Raw genomic sequence first — 23,414 nt, 5'->3', positions numbered from 1 at the left:
GTGGTTCACGTTGCGCCCACTCTAACCGCAAATCGGGCATAACTACAAACCTTTTTCTGCCCATTTTTGCCCATTTGCTTGCAAAGATGCCCATTTGTGGGCTTTACTCGTATCACACGGTGATGTGACGGGCATCACCTTCGCGGGCGGTACTCGGAGGTCCAGGACAGTGACTGCAACGACGGAAACACAGCGACGCAGCAGCCTGCGCGTGCGTGTACAACAGCTCGGCACATCACTGTCGAACATGGTGATGCCGAATATCGGCGCCTTCATCGCGTGGGGCCTCATCACCGCACTGTTCATCAAGACCGGTTGGCTACCCGGCCTCTTCCACAGCTTGCAGAACCCGGACGGCTGGGTGGCCCACATCGGCGGCTGGGGCGCCTATGAGAAAGGCGGCATCGTCGGGCCGATGATCACCTACCTGCTGCCGATCCTCATCGGATCCACCGGCGGCCGGATGGTGTACGGCACCCGCGGAGCCGTGGTCGGCGCCATCACCACCATGGGAGTGGTTGCGGGCGCAGATGTTCCGATGTTCATGGGCGCGATGATCATGGGGCCCTTGGGCGGCTGGGTCATCAAGAAGCTGGATGCGTTGTGGGACGGCAAGATCCGCCCCGGCTTCGAGATGCTGGTGAACAACTTCTCGGCCGGCATCGCCGGCCTGGTGATGGCCGTCATCGGCTTCTTCGGTGTCGGCCCGGTGGTATCGGCCTTCACCCGCGGCGCCGGCCACGGCGTCGACTTCCTCGTCGGGCATGACCTGCTGCCGCTCACCTCGATCTTCATCGAACCCGCGAAGGTGCTCTTCCTCAACAACGCCATCAACCACGGCGTGCTCACTCCGCTGGGCACGACCCAGGCGCTGTCCACCGGCAAGTCCGTGCTGTTCCTACTGGAGGCCAACCCCGGTCCCGGTCTGGGAATCCTGTTGGCGTTCATGGTGTTCGGTCGCGGAGCTGCAAAGGCATCGGCGCCGGGAGCGGCGATCATCCAGTTCCTCGGCGGCATCCACGAGATCTACTTCCCGTACGTGCTGATGAAGCCGAAGCTCATCGCCGCCACCATCCTCGGCGGGATGACGGGCGTCTTCATCAATGTGCTGTTCGACTCGGGCCTGCGCGCCCCGGCCGCGCCCGGTTCGATCATCGCCGTCTACGCCCAGACCGCGACGGGCAGCTACGTGGGCGTCACGCTGTCGGTGTTCGGGGCGGCCGCCGTCTCGTTCGCGGTGGCCGCGCTGCTGCTCAAGACCGACCGGGCCACCGACGAACCGGATCTGGCCGCCGCCACAGCCGAGATGGAGGCTCTCAAGGGCAAGCGGTCCAGCGTCGCCTCGGCGCTGGTCGGCAGCTCTGCGGCCATACCGATCTCCAGCGTCGTGTTCGCCTGCGACGCCGGCATGGGTTCGTCGGCGATGGGAGCCTCGGTGCTGCGCAAGAAGATCCGCGAGGCGGGGTTCACCGACGTGACGGTGGTCAACCAAGCCATCTCCAATCTCACCGACACCTATGGGCTGGCTGTCACCCACCGTGACCTCACCGAGCGGGCGCGGCAGAAGACCCCGTCTGCCATCCACGTCTCGGTCGACGATTTCATGAACTCCCCCCGCTACGACGAGATCATCGAACTGTTGGGCCGCACCAACGGGGCCGCCCCCGAGAACCCGGCCGAACCCGCTGAAATCCCCGCCGAACCCGTCGCCTCGGACACGCAACCCGATGACGTGCTGGCGCTGGGCTCGATCGTGCTCGCCGGGTCCGCCACCACCGCCGAGGCCGCCATCAGCGAGGCCGGCAGCCTGCTGGTCGCCGCGCACGCCGTCGACGCCTCCTACGTCGACGCCATGCACGAGCGGGAGAAATCGGTATCGACGTATATGGGCAACGGTCTGGCGATCCCGCACGGCACCAATGACGCCAAGGGCGCGATCCGCCACAGCGGGATCTCCTTTGTCCGCTATCCCGAGCCCATCGACTGGAACGGCAAGCCGGCGGAGTTCGTGGTGGGCATCGCAGGCGCCGGTAAAGACCACATGGCGCTTCTCACCCAGATCGCCCACGTGTTCCTGGACAAGGACGAAGTCGAGCGGTTGCGCCAGGCGAGCACACCCGAGGAGGTCCGGGCGGTGCTGAGCGCAGCGCGGTAGGTGGCGACCGCAAGAATGTCATCCGTGGATTCCGACAGCCGTCAGCGCCGCATCGTCGAGTTCGCCCGTACCCGCGGGCGGGTCGAGGTGCTCGCCCTGGCCGACGAACTGAACGTGGCGTCGGAGACCATCCGTCGCGATCTGAAGGTGCTGGCCGGGCGGCGCATGCTCAAGCGGGTGCACGGCGGCGCGATACCGCTGGAGACGGCGGCCTTCGAATCGACCGTGGAGTACCGCAGCCAGGTCGACCTGGCACAGAAGCACCGGGTCGCGGCGGCGGCCGCGGATCTGCTGCACGGAGCCGAAACCGTCTATCTCGATGAGGGTTTCACGCCGCGGCTGATCGCCGAACGCCTGGCCGACCAAGAGCTGACGGTCGTGACGTCGTCGCTGCTGGCCGCTGAAGCGTTGGCCCACAGTGAGACCGTGACGGTGCTCCTGCTCGGCGGCCGCATGCGCGGACGCACTCTGGCCACGGTGGACAACTGGGCGGTCGAGCGACTGCGCAGCCTGGTCATCGACATCGCCTATCTCGGCACCAATGGCATCTCTGTCGAGCACGGGCTGACGACCCCGGATCCCGCGGTGGCCGCGGTCAAGCAGACCGCCGTGGCCGTCGCGGAGCGCCGGGTCCTGGTGGCCGCACACTCGAAGTTCGGCGTCACCAGCTTCTGCCGGTTCGCCGAGGTACGCGATTTCCAGACGATCGTCACCGGCACCGAATTGTCTGCCGCGGACGCCCACCGCTACGAGGCGCTCGGTCCGTCGGTCATCCGATCCTGACGTTCATCGCTAAGTCCGAACCGCGTCGGGCATCGGTGGCAGATAGCTGACCGCGTCGCCGCCGCCACGCTTCGCGACGAACATCGCTTCGTCCGCACGAGCAACCAAGTCGCCGAGCAGTTCGGCGTGGTCACACCCCGAGTCGAAGAAATACTCGATTGCCGTAGCGGTGATCCCGATACTCGCCGTTATCGGCGCGTGGTCGCCGCGGCCTGACAACGCGACACGCATCCGGTCGGCCACAGCCAGCCAATCCCCCGGCTGGAGCACATCGACAACCACGAACTCCTCGCCACCGACCCGCGCCACCAGCGCACCGCCGTGCACCACCGACGCCAACCGAGCGGCACATCGGACCAGCACCTCGTCTCCGACGTGGTGGCCGAATCGGTCGTTGATGACCTTGAACCGATCCAGATCGATCACGATGACCGCAACGCATGCCGCACGCTTGTGATGGCCACGAAGCAGATCATCGATGTGCAGATTGAGACCGCGCCGGTTGAGCAATCCCGTCAACGGGTCGTTCGAGGCTTCGTTGGCTTCATTGCGCAAGGCCCAGATACCGAAATGGGCCGCTACCGGCGCCACCGCGAGCGCCCCGCCGGACAATAACTTCACAAGCGCCAGCACCGGATCGCCGCCGCTGATGATCGCGATCTCGACAGCCATCGCCGCGATCGACGCCACCGCCCAGGTGCTATGCACGGCAAGAGCTTTGGGTCCATCGAAGAAGATGATGTAGAACGACACCATGAGCAGGACGCTCAGTCCGAACATCCCGGACAGCACCCTCTCATTGAGCAGGGTCACCACCGTGACGCCGATATCGACGTTGATGATGAAGGCGTGCGACAGCCGGTACGACGGCCACGGCCGAAGCCACCACACCCAGCTCCAGACGAACATCGCCACGACGAATGCACCCGACGCGACTCGGACGGCTACACCCGCTGGTTCGACGCCGGACCACTGGGAAACCAGGGTGATCAGACCGACCACGCCGACGCCGAGTCCGACGAGGAGCTGTATCAGTCCGGTCAGCGACCGCTTGGCAAAGTACTCGACCTGGGCGTCGTAGTCGGTAGGCGTGTTCCACCATTCGCGGACCATGCAGACGGTCGCACGACGCGCAGCAGCATCCAGCAACAATCCACGGCCCTCACAGCGAACACCTTCGACTGACACTCACCCCGCGACCAACCGTGTCTCCGCAGCTAATTTCCAACAAGGTGTGCAGATGCGGTTGACCAGCGTTTTCCCATGCTAGGGCATAGACATGGAGAACGCCAGAGAAATAGCTACTCGACGGTAACGGACTTCGCCAGGTTGCGGGGCTTGTCCACGTCATAGCCCCGCTCGCGGGCCACCGACGCGGCAAACACCTGCAGCGGGATGGTCGACAGCAACGGCTGGAACAACGTCGAGGTGGCCGGGATTTCGAAGATGTAGTCGGCGTACGGGCGCACCGTCTCGTCGCCTTCCTCGGCGATGACGATGGTGACCGCACCGCGGGCCTGAATCTCGCGGATGTTGCTCAGCAGCTTGGCGTGCAACATCGCGGCGCCCTTGGGCGACGGCATCACCACGATCACCGGCAGTCCGTCGTCGATGAGCGCGATGGGGCCGTGCTTGAGCTCACCGGCGGCGAAGCCCTCGGCGTGCATGTACGCCAGCTCCTTGAGCTTGAGCGCACCTTCGAGGGCCACCGGGTAGCCGACGTGCCGCCCCAGGAACAGCACCGTGGGCGACTTCGCGAACTGCCGCCCCAGATCGGCGATCGGATCCAGCCGCTCGAGCACCTGCTCGACCAAGGCCGGCATGGCCTCCAGCTCGCGGTATTCGCGGGCTACCTCGTCGGGGTACTTGGTGCCGCGGGCCTGCGCCAGCGCCAGGCCGACAAGGTAGTTCGCGGCCAACTGGGCCAGGAAGGTCTTGGTGGCGGCGACGCCGATCTCCGGCCCGGCCCTGGTGTAGAGCACGGCGTCGGCTTCGCGGGGAATCTGCGAGCCGTTGGTGTTGCAGATGGCCAGCACCTTGGCCTTCTGGCCCTTCGCGTGCCGGACCGCCTCGAGGGTGTCCGCGGTCTCGCCGGACTGCGAGATGGCGATCACCAGCGTGCTGCGGTCCAGCACAGGGTCGCGGTAACGGAACTCGCTGGCCAGCTCGACCTCGACCGGGAGCCGCGTCCAGTGCTCGATGGCGTACTTGGCGAGCAGGCCGGAGTGGTACGCGGTACCGCAGGCGACGATGAAGACCTTGTCGACGTCGCGCAGCTCCTGGTCGGAGAGCCGCTGCTCGTCGAGGACGATCTTGCCGTCGACGAAGTGGCCGAGCAGCGTGTCGGAGACGGCCGTGGGCTGCTCGGCGATCTCCTTGTACATGAAGTAGTCGTAGCCGCCCTTTTCGGCGGCCGACAGGTCCCAGTCGATGTGGAACGGTCGAGCCCGGTCCGAGGCGTCATTGCCGTCGAAGTCCAGAACCTGGTAGCCGTCCGCGGTGATCACCACGGCCTGGTCCTGCCCGAGCTCGACGGCGTCGCGGGTGTACTCGATGAAGGCCGCGACGTCGGAGCCGATGAACATCTCGCCGTCGCCGACGCCGACCACCAGCGGAGTGGACCGGCGGGCCGCGATGATGGTGCCCGGCTCGTCGGCGTTGGTGAACACCAGCGTGAAGTGCCCCTCCAGCCGGCGCAGCACGGCCAGCACCGACGCGACGAAGTCGCCCGCCGTCGGCCCCTGCCGGTAGGCCTGCGCCACCAGATGGACGGCCACCTCGGAGTCGGTGTCGCTCTGGAACTCGACGCCGGCGGTTTCCAGCTCGGCGCGCAAGCCCGCGAAGTTCTCGATGATGCCGTTGTGGACCACCGCGAGCTTGCCGCTGGCATCGCTGTGCGGATGCGCGTTGCGGTCGGTGGGGCGTCCATGGGTCGCCCAGCGGGTGTGCCCCATGCCGGTGGTGCCTTCGAGCTCGGCGGCATCGGTTTCGGCCAGCGCCTCTTCGAGGTTGGCCAATCGGCCGGCGCGCCGCCGGATGGTCAGGCCGCCGTGGCCGTCGGCCAAGGCGAGACCGGCGGAGTCATAACCGCGGTACTCCATCCGTCGCAGCGCGTCGACCACGATGTCGCGGGCCGGCCGTTGCCCGACATAGCCGACGATTCCACACATGGTTATTCAGGGTAGTGCAGCCGCTGGGGTGCCGGACTGCGCCCGCATCGCGCACAATGCGCAGGCACTGCGCTAACGTCATCGGGTGGCCAAGACGAAGCAGCTCTTCGGTGCCTTGACGCGCCGCGGCCCGCACCGCGTTCTGCGCGGTGACCTGGGTTTTGCCGGCCTGCCGGGCACTGTCTACACCCCGGAGTCCGGGCTGAATCTGCCTGGTGTGGCATTCGGTCACGACTGGTTGCAGGGTGTCGGACGTTACAACGGCACGCTCGAGCATCTGGCGTCCTGGGGCATCGTCGCGGCGGCGCCGGACACCGAGACCGGCATCGCGCCGTCGGTGCTGAACCTGGCGTTCGACCTGGGCACCACCCTCGACATCATCACCGGGGTCCGACTGGGGCCCGGCAAGATCAGCGTGCACCCGACCAAGCTGGGCCTGGTCGGGCACGGGTTCGGGGCGTCGGCCGCGATCTTCACCGCCGCCGGGCTGGGCTCGTCGGCCAACCCGCCGAAGGCGGTCGCCGCGGTGTTCCCGACCGCCAGCAAGCCCGAGGCCGATCAGCCCGCGGCCGGTCTGCGTGTCCCCGGCCTGATTCTGAACGCGCCGGGCGCCGAGCTGACCATCCAGTCCAATGCCACCGAGCTGGCCGCCGCGTGGCGGACCGCGACGGTGCGGACCGTCGACAAAGCCGTGCCGAGTGGGCTGGCCGAGGGCTTCCGGCTGTCCAAACTGGTCGGGATGCCCGGCGCCGATCGCCGCACCCAGAAGACGGTGCGGGCCCTGTTGACCGGTTACCTGCTGTTCCAGCTGACCGGCGACAAGGCGTACAAGGATTTCGCCGACGCCGACGTGGTGCTGCCGAAGACCGTTGCGGCCGATCCCGACGCCGAGAGTCCTGCGCTGGAAGACAAGGTCGCCGCCCTGCTGAAGGGCTGATCTTCTTGTCGGCCGGCCGGCCAGCAGCGTTCACCCGGTGCTGACGGCGTCGCTCACTCGAACAAACACGCCCTGGATACAGGACCAACGGTGGTGCGCGGGCCTGTTCAGTCCCCGGCCAGCGGCAACTCATCGGCCGCGATCTGGCACGGCGTCTTGGTGGTCGGATCCTCCTGCTGGGCAACAGGTTCCACTGGCGGCGAAACCGGCGGTGGGGGCAGGGTCGACGCGGGTGGCGGCTGAACCGGGTCCGAAGGAGGTGGCTCGGCGGCCTGCTCGTCGGCTTCGGCGGCTACCTTGCCGGCGTCTTCGTCCGCCTCGTCGGTCTCGTCCGCTTCGTCTGCCTCTTTCTTCTCCTCGTCCTCATCAGGGTCCTCGTCGTCGTCCTCGGCGGAGTCGGCGTCGTCGTCCAGCCCGAGGTCATCTCCTAGACCGTCCTTGATCTCGTCGAGCCCGCCGAATCGGGACGAGTCCGGCCCCAGACCTGCCATCGAACCAAGTGCTCCCCCAACGGCATCGGCCAGCTGTTGGCCCAAACCGCCGATGCCCGAGCCCAATCCGAGGTCGCCGGGCATACCGGCGCCCGCCGGAGTCGCAGCCGCGGCGCCGAGCGCTGGTTCCGGCACCGCCGCCGTTCCGAGCGCTTGCTCCGGCGCTGCAGGCGCTCCAGTCGAGGTGGCCGGCGGCGCCGGCGGCGCCAAACTCGCTGCGGTACCCAATGTTCCGAAGGGTGTCGTCGCCGCGGCCTGATACGTCGGCGCAGCGGTCGGCTGGGACGACGGGGGTGGCACCCATTCGGGTGTCACGACGACGGGTACCCCGAACGACACACTCGCCGGGGTGACCACGGCGAGTGCCGAATCATAGCCTGCCACAACGGCTTCGGAGGCGTCCCGCAACGCGGGCAGCAAGTCCCCGGACACCACGCGAAGCACGAAGGGCTTCACCTGTTGATCGACGATCTCGCTGGCGGTCGCCACATCTCCGGCTCCACCGAGGACCGCGCGGGCCGCCGCGCTCCACTCGTCACGATGCCCCGAAGCCTGCGCATCGGCCCGCAGCACCGCGTCGACCTTGGTGTCGACGGCGCGCCACAGTTCGTCGCGCAGCGTCGTCAGTGCCTGGGCGCTGCGCTGCAGGTGCGCGACCACATCCTCGGCGGCAACCGTCAGGGTGCGCAGAAAATCGGCAGCGGCGTCGCCACCCCTACCGGACCACTGCGCCATCAGCTCCCGATATCCGTTGCCCTGCAACCGTAATGCATCCTGCGCGACGACCGCGGCAGCCTCGAGCGAGCGGGCATCGGCGGCCAGCGCGGCGAGGTCCAGGCCGCTCTCGGCGCGATACAACTCCAGCAGTGACGCCGAAGCCGGCATCCCCAGCACCTGGCACGCCGCCACATAGTCGTCAAGGGCAGTCAGCGCGCGGTCGCCCTCCGCGAGCCGCCCGGCGACGTCGAACGTCGACGCCATCGTCAGACCAACCGGCCGGCGAGGTCCGCGTCGGCATCTTCGTATCTTGCCGACGAAACCCGCAGTCCCGCTGCGGCTTCCGCTGAAGCAGACGCCCAGGCGCGAAGCTGATCGGCCGACTGATCCAGCGCGGCGCGGAGAGCGGCCGCCCGCGCGGCGTGGTCACGCCCACCGCAGAACCCGTCGAAGTACCACCGCAGCAACGGGGCCACCGCCAGGGCGTCGGCAACCGCTTCGCAGCGCTGGGCGATGTCCCGCACACCAGAGGGGTCTATCCGAGCGACGTCACGTTCTCCCATGCCTTGCTATGACGCGCGGCAGGGCCGTTCGGTTCCATCGAAACCGAAAAATCTGCGGCTTCCATCACCAGCAGGCCCACCACTTTCGCCGAAACGGCGTTCCGGCAGGCGCTTACTCGCGCTTTTCCTGCTGGAATGCCGTTTCGCGCCACTGAGACGGCCGGCGGCGATAGCCTGCAACGATGAAACCGCTGGTCTTCCTGGATACGGAGACCACCGGCCTGCACGCCGACCGGCAACCCTGGGAAATCGCCATGCTCCGGCGCGACGACGCCGGCGAATCCCGCATCGTGATCTACATCGATCTGGCCGACCTCGATCTCGACGCGGCCGAGCCCGCGGGCCTGCGCATCAGTCGCTTCGCGAGTCGCCACCCCCAGGTCGTCTACGGACCCATTCACCTGCCGCTGGTGCACCGCGAACACGAAGCCGCGGAAATCGTTCGTGACTGGACCATGGACGCCACCATCGTCGGCGTGGTGCCCAGCTTCGACACCCACTGCCTACGCAAAATGCTGGCGCGTCATCAACTGCTGCCGGGTTGGAGTCCCACACTCGTCGACGTCATCGCATTGGCCGCCAGGCACGTCCTCGACTACGGCCGCACCCCGGAAAGCGATTCGACACAGCTGTCGCGGCAGTGCGGAGTCCGGCCTCCCGGCGCCAGTTGCCGCCACACCGCGCTCGGCGATGCGCGCTGGGCGATGCGTTGGTACGACCAACTGGCAGGCCGCCTGGTGTCTCGACTCGTCCAGTAAGTCAAGCGAACTCAGCGCAATCCGGGATGCGTCCCCGATTGCCGCGCCCGCCGCTGAACCGCGGCGATCTCGCGCAGCCCGTCGCCGAGCAGACTCCGGTTGAGCGGGGACAGATCGCCGACGGTGACCACGTCGTTCGGGGTGCGCCCGTCGGCGATCAACTCGACCTGATGCGTCAACCGCATGCGTTGCAGCATGACGAAAACTTCTGTGAGAGTTCGGGAATCCCGTTCCGTCAGCGCACCGGTGCTCGCCGCCGCCGCGAGCCGGGCCGGAGTCGACGCCGAGGTCATGTCCGCGGTGAGGCCACCCCACCGGGCCAGGTTGACGATCGGCGTCACCGCGTGCGTCTTCAGGTCGAAGGTGCCTCCGCGCCGCGACAGGACATCGCGCAGGGACCAGGCACGCACCTTGCCGGACAGCGCATCCAGCAGTTGCAAGCGTAGGGCGTTCGGATGTTCGTCACGCATCCGGCGGAAGACCGTGGGCACGGTGTGCAACGCCCGGTTGCCCCACACCACGCGGCCGTCGATCAGCAGTGAGGACAGGATCAACCCCTTGCCGCGCAACGGATCATCGAGCCACCCCTCAGCGGCCTGCACCCAGTCCGAGGCCGACCGCGCGAATGCCTTGTGCGAGGCGATCGCGCCGTTGCTGTCGGCCGGTAGACCGCAACCATCGAGGATGGCGTGCGCCCGGGCGGCGATTGAACGCAACTGCGCGCATTCGGCATCGCAGCTGTCACTCCAACTCAGCGCACTGTCCACATCCGAGGACGGCATAGCCTCGCGGCGGGCGATGCTGCCCAGCGTGAGCCAGGCGAACTGATCCTGCGTCGGCCCGGGTCCCGCTTCAGCCAGAGCGAGTTCCAATGCCTTGCGTACCAAAGCATCCAGCACGATCGACGAGATGCTGCTCGCGGCCGACGCCTTCGTCCCGGTGCGAAACAGATCGACCGCAATCTGGGTCACCTCGCGGCCGTGCCGCTGCAACGCGGCGGCGTCGGGCGCCTGGGCGATCGCCCGGCGCAACACGAAGCTCTGGCGGGCAGAGGCAGCCAACAGGTCGACGTCCTCCAGGACGCCCAGCACCTCACCGCGCGGCGACATCACCGGCATATGACGCATGCCGCGCTCCAGCATGTCGAACAGCACGGTCTCGGCGGTACGGTCGGCGGTCACCGTTTGGGCCGGCGCACTCATCACCTCGGTGATCGGCACGTCGACCGGTAGCCCCGCCGCGACGACCCGAGACCGAAGATCACGGTCGGTGAAGATCCCGACACCGCCCTCGCGCAGCCGGATCAGGGCGTACGACACCCGCTGCTCGCTCATCTGCACAACAGCGTCGCGCACCGATACGCCCGGGTCGACGATCAGTACGTCGCCGCGCACCAATTCGCTGACCGATCGCGAATCGGCGGCGCGGGCCGTCGGCACCTGCGGTGTCGGCGCTGCGGACGAGGCCAGAAACCGCAGCCCGGCGGGCTTGGCGAACTGCGCGCGCACCAGTTCCCCGCGCAGCCGCAACGCTGCCGTGGATTCTATTGCGCGGGCGAGGAATTCGACTCCCCCGCCGGTGAGCATCGGAACGTAGCCGAAGATGCCGCCGGGCTCGATGGTGTCGAACACCTGCCCACCAGCTGCCCCACCCACCTCCTGCAGATTCACCGAGCCGGTGAGGACCATCCAGATGTCATCGGGGACGTGGCGGGAGAAATCCGCGATGACCGCTCCGGTCGGGTACGGCTCCACGGTCGACTGCGCCACCAACTCGAGCAACTCGGCGTCGCTGGCCGTCTGGAACGGCGGATGCGCACGGAGAAACTCCACCAGCTCCGAAGCCGATGCGGGAGATGCGGTCACCCCGACATCGTGCCCTACGTCAGGTCGTACGAAGCAGATCGACGCATTTCTCCGCCATGGTCATCACGGTGATGTTCGGATTCACCACCGGCAGCTTCGGCATCGCCGAGGCATCCACCACCCGCAGGTTGCGCACACCCTTGACGCGCAACTGCGGATCGAGCACCGCCATCGGGTCGTCCAGCGCACCCATCCGCGCCGTGCCGGCCGGGTGGTACACGGTGTTGTGCGTCTTGTAGATGTACGCGAGCAGTTCCTCGTCGGTCTGCACATCCGGTCCGGGCGCGAGTTCACGGCCGATCCACTCCTGCAGCGGTTCCTGCTCGGCGATCTTGCGGGCCAGCCTGATTCCGGCGAGCATCACCTTCTCGTCGTGCCCCTCCGGGTCGGTGAAATAGCGGGGGTCGACCTTGGCCCGGTCCCGGAAGTCACGGGAGGCCAGCCGCACCGTTCCGCGTGAACGACCCTGTGTCACATTGGGAGTCAGGCAGAACCCGTTGTCGGTGGTGGGATACCCATGCCGCAGGGTGTTCATGTCGAACGGGACGCTGCCGTAGTGCATCATCAGGTCCGAGTGATCGGGATTGTCGCCGGCGACCTCGGTGGTGGCGAACAGCCCGATCTCCCACCACTGGGTGGAGTCGGCGACCATCGGCTTCGCCGCTTCCCAGAACACCAGGCCCTCGACATGGTCGTCGAGGTTCTCGCCGACCCCGGGAGAGTCGACCCGCACCGGGACCCCGACTTCGTTCAGGTGATCCGCCGGCCCGATTCCGGACAGCATCAGCAGCTTCGGGGTATCGATGGCGCCGGCGGTGACGACCACCTCGCGGGTGGCGTGGACGACGTCGTAGCCGGTGAGGTCCGGACGCTGGTACCGGATGCCCGTCGCCACCGGCTCGTCCCCGGAATCGTCGAACAGAATCTCGGCCACCCAGCAGTTGGTCAGCACCGTGAGGTTGGGCCGCGACTCCAGGATCGGGTGCAGGTACGCGTGCGAACTGGACATCCGCTCGCCGGCCTCGTTCGCGTTGATCTGCAGCCAGCCGGCCGCATTGAGGTTCCAGTCGTCGCGGTTGAACTGCACGGTCTCGAGACCGACTTTGGCGGCCGCGTCGATCACGGCCTGACCGCACGGATCGTTCGGTGGCACGTCGCGCAGCCGAACCGGACCCGAATCACCGTGCGGCACGCCCTGATACGTGCCGGTAGCCGTGTTGTTCTCCAGCTTCGCGGTATACCGCAGCACGTCCTGCGGGCCCCATCCGGTGGCGCCCATCGCCTCCCAGTCACGCAGGCCCTGGGCCAGCGGCCAGAACGCGATACAGGAGTTGTGCGACGAACACCCGCCGAGCACCTTCGCGCGGGCATGCCGCATGAAGCTGTTGCCCTTCTCCTGTGGCTCGACCGGGTAGTCCCAGTCGTAGCCGGAGTCCAGCAGGTGCATCCACTGGTTGAGCACGAGGATGTTCGGATCGTCGACGTCGCTCGGACCTGCCTCCACCAGACATACCGTGACGTCCGGGTCCTCGGACAGGCGCGCCGCGACGACACAGCCGGCGGTGCCGCCACCGGCGATCACATAGTCGTAGGTCTGGTCAGACATGATGCGAACTCCTCGAAAAGTGGGCAGGCAGAAGGGAATCGGTTCAGTGGGTCACTCGCGGCTGTCCGCCGCATGGGAGGCAAGGGTGCCAATGTGGTTGCGGCCCTTGACGAAATACCAGAGCAGGCCCAGTCCGAGAATGACGCCGATGTAGATGAAGGCGCCCCAGGTGTTGTACCAGGGGTCGCCGTAGATGGCGACGCGCGGCCAGGCCAGGTTGATCGCCATGGCGACACCCCAAACCACCGCGAAGATGTTGACCGCCATGCCCCACTTGCCCATGGTGAAGTAGCCACCTTCCTTCAGGTCCTTCGGCGGCCACTGGCCCTGCAAGCGCTTCTTGAGCAGCGGGCCGGTGACCATCAGGTAGGCCAGGTAGATCATGATGATCGCGATCGAGGTCAGCACCGTGAACACCTTGGGCTGCCCGAGGTTGATCACCAGGATCAGCGCCGCGATGATGCCGATGACGACGGCCGGAACGATCGGCGCCTGGGTCTTGGGGTGTACGCGGGCCAGCTTCTCGCCGAACGGCAGCGCGTTGTCGCGGGCCATCGCGAAGGTCAGCCGGATCGCTGCGGTGTGCACGGCCAGCGAACACACTGTCACCGCCACCACGATGCAGATCAGGAAGATGGTCCCCAACGGGCCCCACATCACCTTCTCGACGACGGACTGCAGGCTGCCGTCGGGGCTGCTGAGCGCCGGGTCCTTCAGGTCCGGCGTGGCCATGACGGCGAACGCCAGGATGGAGCCGCCGATCACGAACGAGGCGAGGATGGCGCGCAGGATGGCCTTGGGTGCGGTGCGCCGCGGTTCGACCGTCTCCTCACCGAGCGAGCTTGCCGTGTCGAAGCCGTACATCACGTAGAGCGAAGCCACCGACGCGACCATGAAGGCGCCGAAATACCCACCGGGCACGCCGGCGCCGTGACCCTGCGTATCGAAGAAGACGCTCGGTCCGCGCTTGATGTTGAACGCCAGGATGAGCGCAATGAGCACGGCCGCAATGAGTTCGATGAAAACACCGGCGCTGTTGATCATCGCCATCAATCGAACGCCGAAGGCGTTGATGGTGGTGGTGAACGCGATCAGGACGGTGCCCAGCAGAATCGCGTTGGCGGCGAAGTCGTACTGACCTGTGCCGTCACCGATCACCTGGAAACCGTGCCACAGCCGCGGCAGGTTCAGTTGCAGGGCCAACACCACGGCCGACAGCGTGACGATCGACGCCGTCAGCATCAGCCAACCCGAACTCCAGCCGACGATGCGACTACCCAGCTTCTTCGACCAGTTGTACACCGATCCCGCGACGGGGTACTTCGCGGCGAGTTCCATGAAACACAACGCGACCGCCATCTGCCCGATGAAGACCATGGGCCACGACCAGAGGTAGGCCGGACCGCCGTTGCCGTAGCCGACATAGAACAGCTGGAAGGTGCCGGTCAGGATCGAGATATAGCTGACCCCGGCCGCGAAGCTCGCGAATTTTCCGATACTGCGGTCCAGCGACTCCTTGTAGCCGAAATCTTCGAGTCCGCCGCTGTCCGTATCGGTCAGGTTCTGCGTCATGTTGTCGTGTCCCTAGGCTTCGCTGGCAGCGTCAAACCAGCCCGCGGGCTTCGGCGCGGTGTTGTGCCAGATATGTTTGAGCTCTTGATATTCCGCGAGGCCCGACGGTCCGAGCTCACGACCGTTGCCCGACTTCCCAAAACCGCCCCACTCCGCTGCCGCGGTGTAGTAACCGAAGTCGTTCAACCACACCGTGCCGTGCCGCAATGCGCGCACCACACGTTCGCCCCGCGCCGGATCGGAGGTTCGGACCCCCGCCGCGAGACCGTACTGCGTGTCGTTGCCGAGCATGATCGCCTCGGCCTCGTCAGCGAACCGCTCCACCGTCATGATCGGCCCGAAGGTCTCCTCCGTGACGATCCGCATCGAGCGGTCGCACCGGTCGAAGATCGTCGGCAGGAAGAAGTAGCCATCCACGAGCGCCGGATCGCTGGGCCGGCAACCGCCGGTGACGAGCTTCGCCCCCTCGGAAATACCGAGGGCCACAAACGATTCCATCTTGTCCAGCTGTTGCTTGGACACCAGCGGGCCGGTCTCGCTGCGCGGGTCGGTGCCGTCGCCCAGCCGAATCTTCTCGGCCCGTTCGACGAGTTGGGCGACGAAGTCGTCGGCGATCGAGTCCTCGATGATCACCCGGGTGCCCGCCGAACAGACCTGACCCGAGTGCAGGAACACCCCGGTGAGGACCTGGTCCACCGAGCTTTCCCAATCCGCATCGGCGAACACGATGTGCGGGTTCTTCCCACCGAGTTCCAGGGCCACCTTGCTCACATGCTCGGCGGCGCTCCTGGCGATGTGCTGACCGGTGCTCAGACCTCCGGTGAACGAGATGAGGTCGACGTCGGGGTTGTCGGTGAGAGCGGCGCCCACGGCGGCTCCGCTGCCCTGGATCAGGTTGAGCACGCCGGGGGGCACACCTGCCTCCTGGGCCAGCCGGACGAACGCGATGGTCGAAAGTGGTGTCACTTCACTGGGTTTGGCGACCATGGTGCAGCCGGCCGCCAGCGCCGGTGCGATCTTCCAGGAGATCTGCAGCAGCGGGTAGTTCCACGGGGCGATCAGCACGCACACCCCGATGGGCTCGTGCACCACCCGGCTGATCACGGTCGGGTCGCCCACATCGACCAACCGATCGGACTGTGTTGTCACCAGGTTGGCGTAGTAGCGGAACACCGAGATCACGTCATCGATGTCGATCCGGCTCTCCGCCAAGGTCTTTCCGGTGTCGGCGGTCTCCACCGCCGACAATGACTCCTTGTCCCGGGCCAGTAGATCGGCGATGCGACCCAGCAGCGCGGCGCGCTCGGCGACCGGAGTGGCCGGCCAGTCACCGGCGTCGAACGCCGCCCTGGCCGCGGCAACGGCCGCCAGCGCATCGTCGTGGGTGGCCTCGTCCACGGTGGCGAAGACCTTGCCACTGGCGGGATTGATGATCTCCCGGACACCGCCGTCGGCGGCATGGCGCCACTGCGATCCGATGAGCAGATCCGGTGCACCGTCCACATTGCCTCCTCGACTAACCATCACCGCACATCCCGACTACAACCGAGGTGGTGTCCCGGCCCGCCGAGGCCGCCTCTCCAGCCGACCCGGCGGACCGGGACACCGCACCGACTCCACGAACATTCGACACCCAACCGGGTTGCCGGGTGCCGAATTTCGCGCATCAGCCGGCGAGCTTGTTTCGCAACCAATGGTGGAATTCACCGAGGTGGTGCTCGCTGGGCACCAACACTCCACCGTCGCGGTAGACGCGCGAACTCATGGCGGGCTGGCACCGCTCGCACGCGTCGAAGTCCTGCTGATTGACGCGGTGGAACAACTCCACCGACTTGCTGACGTCGCGCCCGGATTCGACGACCTCGGGCAGGTACAGCCAGTCGCATTCCACGATGGTGCGGTCCGCCGCCATCGGGAACATGCGATGGATGATGACGTGGTCGGGCACCAGGTTGACGAACACCTGCGGGCGCACCGTGATCGCGTAGTAACGCCGATCCTGGTCCTCGGCGACTCCGGGGATGTGCTCGAATCCCGCTGACCCGTCGATGGTGAAACCCGAGACCTCTTCGCCGAACTCCGCGCCGTGGCCGACATAGAACTGGGCGGCATAGCCGTCGGCGAACTCGGGCAGCACCTCGGTGAGTTCCGGATGAATCGTGGCGCAGTGGTAGCACTCCATGAAGTTCTCGATGATGAGCTTCCAGTTGGCCTTGACGTCGTAGACGATCCGGCGACCGAGGCTCAGGTCGGCCACCGTGTAGTGGTCGATCGATTCGACATCGCCGAGCCGATCGACGATCTCCTGCATGACGGTGTCCTCGAACGACGGCGGCTCGTCGGCCAGGCACACCCACACGTAGCCCAGCCATTCGCGCACTGAGATCGCGCGCAGACCGTATTCGACGCGGTCGATGTCGGGCATCTTGGTCAGGTTCGGCGCCGCGATGAGCTTGCCGTCGAGATCGTAAGTCCATGCGTGATAAGGACATTGGAAGGCGCGTTTGACCTCGCCACTGTCCTCGGTACACAACCGCGCGCCGCGATGCCGGCACAGGTTGAAGAACGCCTTGACATCGCCCTTGCGCGACCTGGTCACCAGGACGCTTTCGCTGCCGACCTGAACCGTCTTGAACGCACCGGGCTTATCCAGATCCGCGGAGCGCACAACGCAGAACCACATGGTCTCGAAGATCTTCTCCTGCTCGAGGGCAAAGACCTCCGGATCGGTGTAGTAGTGCCCTGCCAGAGTGGAAATGAGGCTTTCCGGCAGGTGTGGCACGGTGGCGGTCATCGAGCTCCTTTTCGGTGTTTCCGTGGTGAGTTTCATTGGCGGGCAACAACTAAACGGCGGCGGCCGTGGGAACCAGCTGGCGGCGCCAGCGGGTGAACAGCCGGGGCTGATCGATACCGAGGACCGCCACCAAGCGGCCGTCCCGCCGATACGTGGCCAGCAGGCAGCGTTCCTCGCAGCTGCCGTCCTCGATGGTGATCTCGTCATCGGGTCGCGCGAGGCCGGCGAACTGGATGCGCGAGCCGTACTGGTCGGACCAGAAATACGGCGCCTTCACTGCCGCCTCTTCTCGGCGACCACCGGAGAGCAGCGCGGCGACAGCCGCGGCAGGACGCTCCAGCGCACCGGTCCAGTGCTCGACGCGATGGTGAGCGTTGGTGGCGGAGTCGAGCCAGGCCGCGCAGTCGCCGACGGCGACGACGTTCGGCAGGGCCGTCTGCCCATTGGTGCCGCAGAGGACGCCGTTGCCCAGCTCCAGACCACTGCCGTGCAGCCAGTCGATGTTGGGCACGCCGCCGATACCGACCACGACGACGTCAGCCGGCAGGTGGCGTCCGTCGGCGAGGTCGACGCCGGTGACCCGCCCGACGCTGCCGGGGGCGCGCAGTGCGCGCTTCTCACCGACGAGCCCGGCGACGCCGACACCGCAGATCAACTTGGTTCCGTTGGCGGCGTGCGCACCGGCGACGACGCCGCCGAGCCAGCCGCCGAGCTGCATCTGCAGCGGGGTCGGCGCGGCCTCGACCACCGTGACGTCCAGGCCGAGCTTGCGCGCGGTCGAGGCGACTTCCGCTCCGATGAATCCGGCGCCGATGACAACCAGTTGCGCACCGGGTACCAGGTCTGTACGCAAGGCGCGGGCATCCTCGACGGTGCGGATCACGTGCACGCCGCCCATGTCCGCGCTGCCGGGCCAGCGGCGGGCGCGGGAACCGGTCGCGATCACCACACCATCGGCGTCGATGCGCGTGCCGTCCGCGAGTTCGATTGCGCCGCAGCGATTATCGATTCCCGACGCGGAGACTCCCAACCGCCAGTCCGCCTGCAGATCGTCGTCCTCGGATTCCAACGCGAGATCGGCCTCGGAGACGTTGCCGCAGAGGAACTCCTTCGACAGCGGCGGGCGGTCGTAGGGCCGCTGCGCCTCGTCGCCGATGACGGTCAGGTGCCCGTCGAAACCCTGTGCCCGCAGCGCCCTGGCCGCGGACAGACCGGCAAGCGAGGCCCCCACGATCGCGACGTGCTTCACAGCTTCCCCGCTCCACCGAGTCGGGCGCGGACGTCCGGTGGCAGGTTGGGCTGCTCGGTGCTCAGTTCGACGTGGATGACGCCGTCGGAGATCACGACGGCGTGCGTGCGGACCGGCAACTTGGCCGGCGGCGCGTCGACAGCGCCGGTGCGGAGGTTGAACCGCGAGGCGTGCAGCGGGCACTCGACGTCGCACCCCTCCAACCAACCGTCGGCCAGTGACGCGTCCTGATGCGAACAGGTGTCATCGATCGCGAACACCTCGCCGTCCTCGGTGTGGAAGACCGCGATGGGCGGGTCGGATTCCACGCGCCGGGCTTCACCCGGAGGCAGTTCGGAGAGTGGACAGATCTCCAGCATCGTGTGTGCCCTCTCGATACGGTTTGACGCATAAAACGCAACGTATTTCGTATTACGCAACAGTGTGGTGGCAGTCACAAGCCCTTGTCAAGGGCAGAACCGCACCGTTTACACAGCCGGAACAACAGCCTCAAATCACCTGAAAACCCACGTCAATCGGCTTTACGCCGAACGGGAGCCTTGTTGCGCAGATGCGCCACCATCGGGTCCCGGGTGACATCCAGATACAGCGACACACACATACCGATCATCACGACGACGAACGGTGCGGCCACGATGATCGTCATCGTCTGCAAGCCGTTGAGCGCGTCATTGCCGCCGGCCCAGAGCATCAGCACAGCCACTGCACCCGTACTGAGTCCCCAGAACGCCACCGCCCACCGCGATGGGAACAGGGAACCGCTCTGCGACAGCGTGCCCATCACCATCGAGGCCGCGTCGGCGCCCGAAACGAAGAAGATCGCGACGAGCGCCATGACCAACAGCGACGAAGCGCCGGCCCACGGCAGGTGGTTGAGCATGCCGAACAACAACAGCGGCGGTCCCGCTGATATATTAGAACGCGAATATCTGATATGCGACCGAATCGCGAAATTGCCCGAATCAGATTGGCGGCGACGCCGGACGATCAGCCCTGATGACCCATCCGGCGGCTGACATCGTCAGCGGCCGAGACCACCGTCGGCGCAATCTCCCGAGCCCGCTCCGCGGTGAGCCGGTACGCCGGCCCGGAGACGCTCAGCGCGGCGATCACCCCGCCGATGTGGTCGCGAATCGGCGCGGCGACCGCGTTGAGCCCGTCCTCGAGCTCCTCCAACGACACCACGTAACCGTTCTGGGGCACGTCGCGCAGCTGCGCTTCCAGGCCCTCGACCGACGTGATGGTGCGCTCGGTGAACCGCCGCAACCCGGCCACCGCCAACAGATCCCGGCGGGCATCCGCAGCCATGAACGCCAGCAGCACTTTGCCGCTCGACGTCGCGTGCAACGGGGTGAGTTCACCCACCCAGTTGTGCGTACTGACGGCAGCCGGCCCGCGCGCCTGGTCGACGTTCACCACATACTCCGACCGCAATACCGCGATGTTCACGGTCTCGCCGACTTCGAGCGCCAGCCGCTCGCATACCTCTCGTCCCTGCTGCGTGACGTCGAGGCGGCCCGACACCGCGTTGGCCAGCCGCAGGATGCCGAATCCGAGTCGGTACTTGCCGCGCTCAAAAGCCTGCTCGACGAGTTCGCGGTCCTCCAGCGCCGTGAGCAGGCGCGAGACCGTCGATTTGTGCACCCCGATATCCGACGCCAGCTCGGTGACCCCGGCTTCGCCGCGGCGCGCAAGGAGCTCCAAGACCTGCAGCGCGCGGTCGACGGACTGCACCCCGCCATTGCCGGAGTCAACAACACTGTTGCTCATTGCGCAACAATACCCACGATGTGACGCTAGCGGTCACGTTCGTCGGGCACGTCAGACGATGGCGCGGACAGCCTTCTCGAATCCGGTGACGTGCTCGAGCGCGATCTGCGCAGCGGCATCCCCATCGCCACCGGCAATGGTCCGCAACAGTTCGGCGTGCTCACCCACGTGGCGGGCCACGGTCGGCAGCCGATCGAGAAACAGGCAGAAGATGCGGGTCGCCAGGTTGTCGTAGCGGACCAGCACGTCCTCGAGATGCGGGTTTCCGGTGGACCGGTAGATCGCGCGGTGCGCGCGCAGGTCCCAGCGCATCAGTTCGTCGCGGTCGATGTTCTCGACGTCGAGCGCTTCAGTGCGATCGGCCAGCTTCAGCAGGCCGGCACGCGCCTCGGCCGAGGCGTTCTCGGCAGCCGAGCGCGCCGCGACAGGCTCGAGATTGACGCGGATTTGCGAAATGTGGCGGAGGTCGGCGACATCGACACCCGTAGCAAAGGTGCCCCGACGAGGAAAGGAGACCACGAGCCGGTCCACTTCCAAGCGCTTGAGCGCCTCGCGGACGGGCGTGCGCCCCAGTTTGAGCTCCGCAGCCAATTCGCTTTCGACGATCGCTTCGTTGGGGCGGATGTCGAGCATGATGAGCTTGTCGCGGATCACCAGGTAGGCGCGGTCGGCAAACGACATCTCCTCGGAGGCAACGTCATCGAGCTGTTCCACACCCGCAACACTCATCGCCGAACCGCCTTCCCGACGTCACCGACTTCACCAGCCCGCAACTGACCTGCTCTGGTCGGAGCAATGATATATCAGGACCGGTCGCGGTTGGGTCTGCCCGCCGGCGAGCAGCCGGCGGCGGACGACGGAGACGTCACAGCAACGCGCGAATGGCCGCCTCGAAGCCGGTGACGTGGGCCAGCGTGAGAGCCGCCGCCTTTGCCTCGTCGCCGCCGACGATGGCCTCCAACAGCTCGATATGTTCGCGAACATGGCCGGCCACCCCGGGGAGCCGATCCAGGAACATGCACCAGATCCGGGTGGCATGCGCGTCGAGGCTGACGAGGATCTGTTCCAGATGCGGGTTGCCCGAGGCCCGGTAGATCTCGCGGTGCACATGGACGTCGTGCCGCAGCACCTCACGGGGATCGTCGGTGTCCTCGATTCCGGCGATCGCCTGCGCCAGTGCCGTCAGTCGGGCACGGGTGTCCGGCGCCGCGACCCGGGCGGCACGGGCGGCCGCCGTCGGCTCCAGCAGCTTGCGAATCTCTGAGATGTCGGCCAGGTCCGTCATGTCCACAGCCGCGGCGAACGTGCCCCGGCGCGGGTAGGCGACGACGAGACGGTCGCGCTCAAGGCGTTTGAGGGCCTCCCGCACGGGAGTACGGCCAAAGCCGAGTTCGGCAGCCAGCCGGTCGTCATTGATCGGGTCACCCGGCCGGATGTCCAGCATGACCAGACGTTCGCGCACGATCTCGTAGGCACGGTCCGCATTGGTCTCGCCGATGGCCGGCGTGCTGTCGGGTTCGCCGAACGACAACTCCGTCAGGGTCATCGCCACTCCTCCAAGAATGTCTGCGGCCAACCTATTGACGTGGCCTCGAGCTGATCCTAATCTAACCGACAGTTGATATATTAGTCCACTGCACACTGCAATGTCAGAAAGGTGCACATGACCCTCGACACCGCACCCACGGCCACGAACCCCACGCTCAGCGCGAGCCTCGCCGAACTGGACCCGGACGTGTACCGGGCCATCTCCGCTGAGTTGCACCGTCAGCAGAGCACCCTGGAAATGATCGCCAGCGAGAACTTCGCGCCGGTCGCCGTGATGCAGGCGCAGGGCTCGGTGATGACCAACAAGTACGCCGAGGGCTACCCGGGCCGCCGGTACTACGGCGGCTGCGAATTCGTCGACGTCACAGAGCAACTCGCCATCGACCGGGTCAAGAGCCTGTTCGGCGCTGCCTTCGCCAACGTGCAACCACATTCGGGGGCGCAGGCCAATGCCGCCGCCATGGCGGCGCTGCTCTCCCCCGGGGACACCATCCTCGGGCTCGATCTGGCCCACGGCGGCCACCTCACGCACGGGATGAAGCTGAACTTCTCCGGCAAGCTCTACGACGTCGCCGCGTACCACGTCGGCGAGAGCGACCACCGGATCGACATGGCCGAGGTCGAGCGGATCGCCCTGGAGCGTCGGCCGAAGCTGATCCTGGCCGGCTGGTCGGCATATCCCCGGCAGCTCGATTTCGCCGAATTCCGGCGCATCGCAGACGAAGTCGGCGCGTACCTGATGGTCGACATGGCGCATTTCGCGGGCCTGGTCGCCGCCGGGCTGCACCCCTCCCCGGTGCCGCACGCCCACGTCGTCACCTCGACCACACACAAGACATTGGGCGGCCCACGCGGTGGCATCATCCTGACCAACGACGAAGCGTTGGCCAAGAAGTTCAACTCCTCGGTGTTCCCCGGACAACAGGGCGGTCCGCTCGAGCACGTCATCGCCGCCAAGGCAGTGTCGTTCAAACTCGCGGCAGCCCCGGAATTCCGCGAGCGGCAGCAGCGCACCCTCGACGGCGCGGCGATCCTGGCCGAGCGTCTGCTGCAAGAGGATTCCCGCGCCGCCGGCATCAACGTGGTCTCCGGCGGCACCGACGTCCACCTGGTGCTGGTCGACCTGCGGGAGTCCGAACTGGACGGCAAACAGGCCGAGGATCGGTTGCACCGCGTGGGAATCACGTTGAACCGCAACGCCGTTCCGTTCGACCCGCGGCCGCCGATGGTCAGTTCGGGCGTGCGGATCGGCACCGCGGCGCTGGCGACCCGGGGTTTCGATAAGGAGAGCTTCCGCGAAGTCGCCGACGTCATCAGCCACGCGCTTCGACCCGGCACCGACGACGCGTCCTTGGCCGCGCTGCGCGCCCGGGTGGACGTGCTGGCCGGCCGTTTCCCGCTCTACCCGAACCTCACGGAGGCCTCGCTGTGACCGC

Annotated in this window: 20 protein-coding genes; 5 read left to right on the top strand and 15 right to left on the bottom strand. The window is 66.7% G+C overall.

Annotated elements, in window-relative coordinates; all coding sequences use genetic code 11:
• Positions 1-247 precede the first annotated feature (247 nt).
• Positions 248-2,155 (top strand): PTS mannitol transporter subunit IICBA, encoded by a 1,908-nt coding sequence (locus tag ACNO8X_RS09650; protein ID WP_418005841.1) that lies wholly within the window; start codon positions 248-250, stop codon positions 2,153-2,155.
• Between the two features lie 24 nt (positions 2,156-2,179).
• Positions 2,180-2,938: a DeoR/GlpR family DNA-binding transcription regulator gene (locus ACNO8X_RS09645; RefSeq protein ID WP_418005083.1), complete on the top strand. Its 759-nt coding sequence runs from the start codon at positions 2,180-2,182 to the stop codon at positions 2,936-2,938.
• A gap of 9 nt (positions 2,939-2,947) precedes the next feature.
• Here ACNO8X_RS09645 and ACNO8X_RS09640 read toward each other — a convergent pair whose 3' ends face one another.
• Both ACNO8X_RS09640 and glmS read right to left on the bottom strand, forming a co-directional pair.
• The gene (locus ACNO8X_RS09640; protein ID WP_418005082.1) at positions 2,948-4,051 is read right to left on the bottom strand and encodes a GGDEF domain-containing protein; all 1,104 of its coding nucleotides are present in this window, start codon (positions 4,049-4,051) and stop codon (positions 2,948-2,950) included.
• Positions 4,052-4,239: 188 nt separating this feature from the next.
• Entirely contained in the window at positions 4,240-6,108 is a 1,869-nt protein-coding gene (gene glmS / locus ACNO8X_RS09635; RefSeq protein ID WP_418005081.1) for a glutamine--fructose-6-phosphate transaminase (isomerizing), read from the bottom strand.
• An 85-nt stretch (positions 6,109-6,193) separates the two neighbouring features.
• On the opposite strand from glmS, the gene ACNO8X_RS09630 reads away from it, so the two are divergent.
• Positions 6,194-7,045, top strand: coding sequence for a dienelactone hydrolase family protein (locus ACNO8X_RS09630; RefSeq protein ID WP_418005080.1), 852 nt, complete (start codon positions 6,194-6,196; stop codon positions 7,043-7,045).
• A gap of 107 nt (positions 7,046-7,152) precedes the next feature.
• On the opposite strand, the gene ACNO8X_RS09625 is transcribed toward ACNO8X_RS09630, so the two are convergent.
• Both ACNO8X_RS09625 and ACNO8X_RS09620 read right to left on the bottom strand, forming a co-directional pair.
• Positions 7,153-8,517, bottom strand: a complete 1,365-nt coding sequence (locus tag ACNO8X_RS09625) for a hypothetical protein (protein ID WP_418005079.1) — start codon at positions 8,515-8,517, stop codon at positions 7,153-7,155.
• A 2-nt stretch (positions 8,518-8,519) separates the two neighbouring features.
• Positions 8,520-8,777, bottom strand: a complete 258-nt coding sequence (locus tag ACNO8X_RS09620) for a hypothetical protein (RefSeq protein WP_052506479.1) — start codon at positions 8,775-8,777, stop codon at positions 8,520-8,522.
• A gap of 221 nt (positions 8,778-8,998) precedes the next feature.
• Between ACNO8X_RS09620 and ACNO8X_RS09615 the strand changes: the two genes are divergently transcribed.
• Entirely contained in the window at positions 8,999-9,574 is a 576-nt protein-coding gene (locus tag ACNO8X_RS09615; RefSeq protein ID WP_418005078.1) for a hypothetical protein, read from the top strand.
• 11 nt (positions 9,575-9,585) lie between these two features.
• Here the strand turns inward: ACNO8X_RS09615 and ACNO8X_RS09610 are convergent, their stop codons facing one another.
• The 11 genes from ACNO8X_RS09610 to ACNO8X_RS09560 all read right to left on the bottom strand — a co-directional run bounded on the left by ACNO8X_RS09610 (position 9,586) and on the right by ACNO8X_RS09560 (position 21,976).
• Positions 9,586-11,439 (bottom strand): putative nucleotidyltransferase substrate binding domain-containing protein, encoded by a 1,854-nt coding sequence (locus ACNO8X_RS09610; protein WP_418005077.1) that lies wholly within the window; start codon positions 11,437-11,439, stop codon positions 9,586-9,588.
• Between the two features lie 19 nt (positions 11,440-11,458).
• Positions 11,459-13,045, bottom strand: coding sequence for a GMC family oxidoreductase (locus ACNO8X_RS09605; RefSeq protein WP_418005076.1), 1,587 nt, complete (start codon positions 13,043-13,045; stop codon positions 11,459-11,461).
• A gap of 51 nt (positions 13,046-13,096) precedes the next feature.
• Complete coding sequence (locus tag ACNO8X_RS09600; protein ID WP_418005075.1) at positions 13,097-14,617, bottom strand: APC family permease; 1,521 nt, start codon at positions 14,615-14,617, stop codon at positions 13,097-13,099.
• Between the two features lie 12 nt (positions 14,618-14,629).
• Complete coding sequence (locus ACNO8X_RS09595) at positions 14,630-16,102, bottom strand: aldehyde dehydrogenase family protein (RefSeq protein ID WP_418005840.1); 1,473 nt, start codon at positions 16,100-16,102, stop codon at positions 14,630-14,632.
• Between the two features lie 181 nt (positions 16,103-16,283).
• Positions 16,284-17,411, bottom strand: coding sequence for an aromatic ring-hydroxylating oxygenase subunit alpha (locus ACNO8X_RS09590; RefSeq protein WP_418005074.1), 1,128 nt, complete (start codon positions 17,409-17,411; stop codon positions 16,284-16,286).
• A 49-nt stretch (positions 17,412-17,460) separates the two neighbouring features.
• The gene (locus ACNO8X_RS09585; RefSeq protein WP_418005073.1) at positions 17,461-18,660 is read right to left on the bottom strand and encodes an NAD(P)/FAD-dependent oxidoreductase; all 1,200 of its coding nucleotides are present in this window, start codon (positions 18,658-18,660) and stop codon (positions 17,461-17,463) included.
• Positions 18,657-19,019 carry a bifunctional 3-phenylpropionate/cinnamic acid dioxygenase ferredoxin subunit gene (locus ACNO8X_RS09580; RefSeq protein ID WP_043400847.1) on the bottom strand — a complete coding sequence of 121 codons (363 nt, stop codon included), beginning with the start codon at positions 19,017-19,019 and terminating at the stop codon, positions 18,657-18,659. Before ACNO8X_RS09580 ends, ACNO8X_RS09585 begins: the two co-directional genes overlap by 4 nt.
• Before the next feature lie 152 nt (positions 19,020-19,171).
• The gene (locus tag ACNO8X_RS09575; protein ID WP_418005839.1) at positions 19,172-19,648 is read right to left on the bottom strand and encodes a BCCT family transporter; all 477 of its coding nucleotides are present in this window, start codon (positions 19,646-19,648) and stop codon (positions 19,172-19,174) included.
• Positions 19,648-20,430 (bottom strand): IclR family transcriptional regulator, encoded by a 783-nt coding sequence (locus tag ACNO8X_RS09570; protein WP_418005072.1) that lies wholly within the window; start codon positions 20,428-20,430, stop codon positions 19,648-19,650. Before ACNO8X_RS09570 ends, ACNO8X_RS09575 begins: the two co-directional genes overlap by 1 nt.
• 51 nt (positions 20,431-20,481) lie before the next feature.
• On the bottom strand, positions 20,482-21,159 hold the full coding sequence (locus ACNO8X_RS09565; protein ID WP_418005071.1) for a GntR family transcriptional regulator: 678 nt from the start codon (positions 21,157-21,159) through the stop codon (positions 20,482-20,484).
• Positions 21,160-21,295: 136 nt separating this feature from the next.
• A complete protein-coding gene (locus ACNO8X_RS09560) occupies positions 21,296-21,976 on the bottom strand; it encodes a GntR family transcriptional regulator (RefSeq protein WP_418005070.1) in 681 nt (226 codons plus the stop codon).
• Positions 21,977-22,093: 117 nt separating this feature from the next.
• Here ACNO8X_RS09560 and glyA point away from each other — a divergent pair, with 117 nt between their 5' ends.
• A complete protein-coding gene (gene glyA / locus ACNO8X_RS09555) occupies positions 22,094-23,410 on the top strand; it encodes a serine hydroxymethyltransferase (RefSeq protein WP_418005069.1) in 1,317 nt (438 codons plus the stop codon).
• Positions 23,411-23,414: the final 4 nt, after the last annotated feature.

The sequence above is a fragment of the Mycobacterium sp. PDNC021 genome (genome assembly GCF_048282635.1).
In the GTDB taxonomy this organism is placed as follows: domain Bacteria; phylum Actinomycetota; class Actinomycetes; order Mycobacteriales; family Mycobacteriaceae; genus Mycobacterium; species Mycobacterium llatzerense.
Note: the sequence above shows the minus strand (reverse complement) of the source record. Positions and strands in the feature narration are given on the sequence as shown.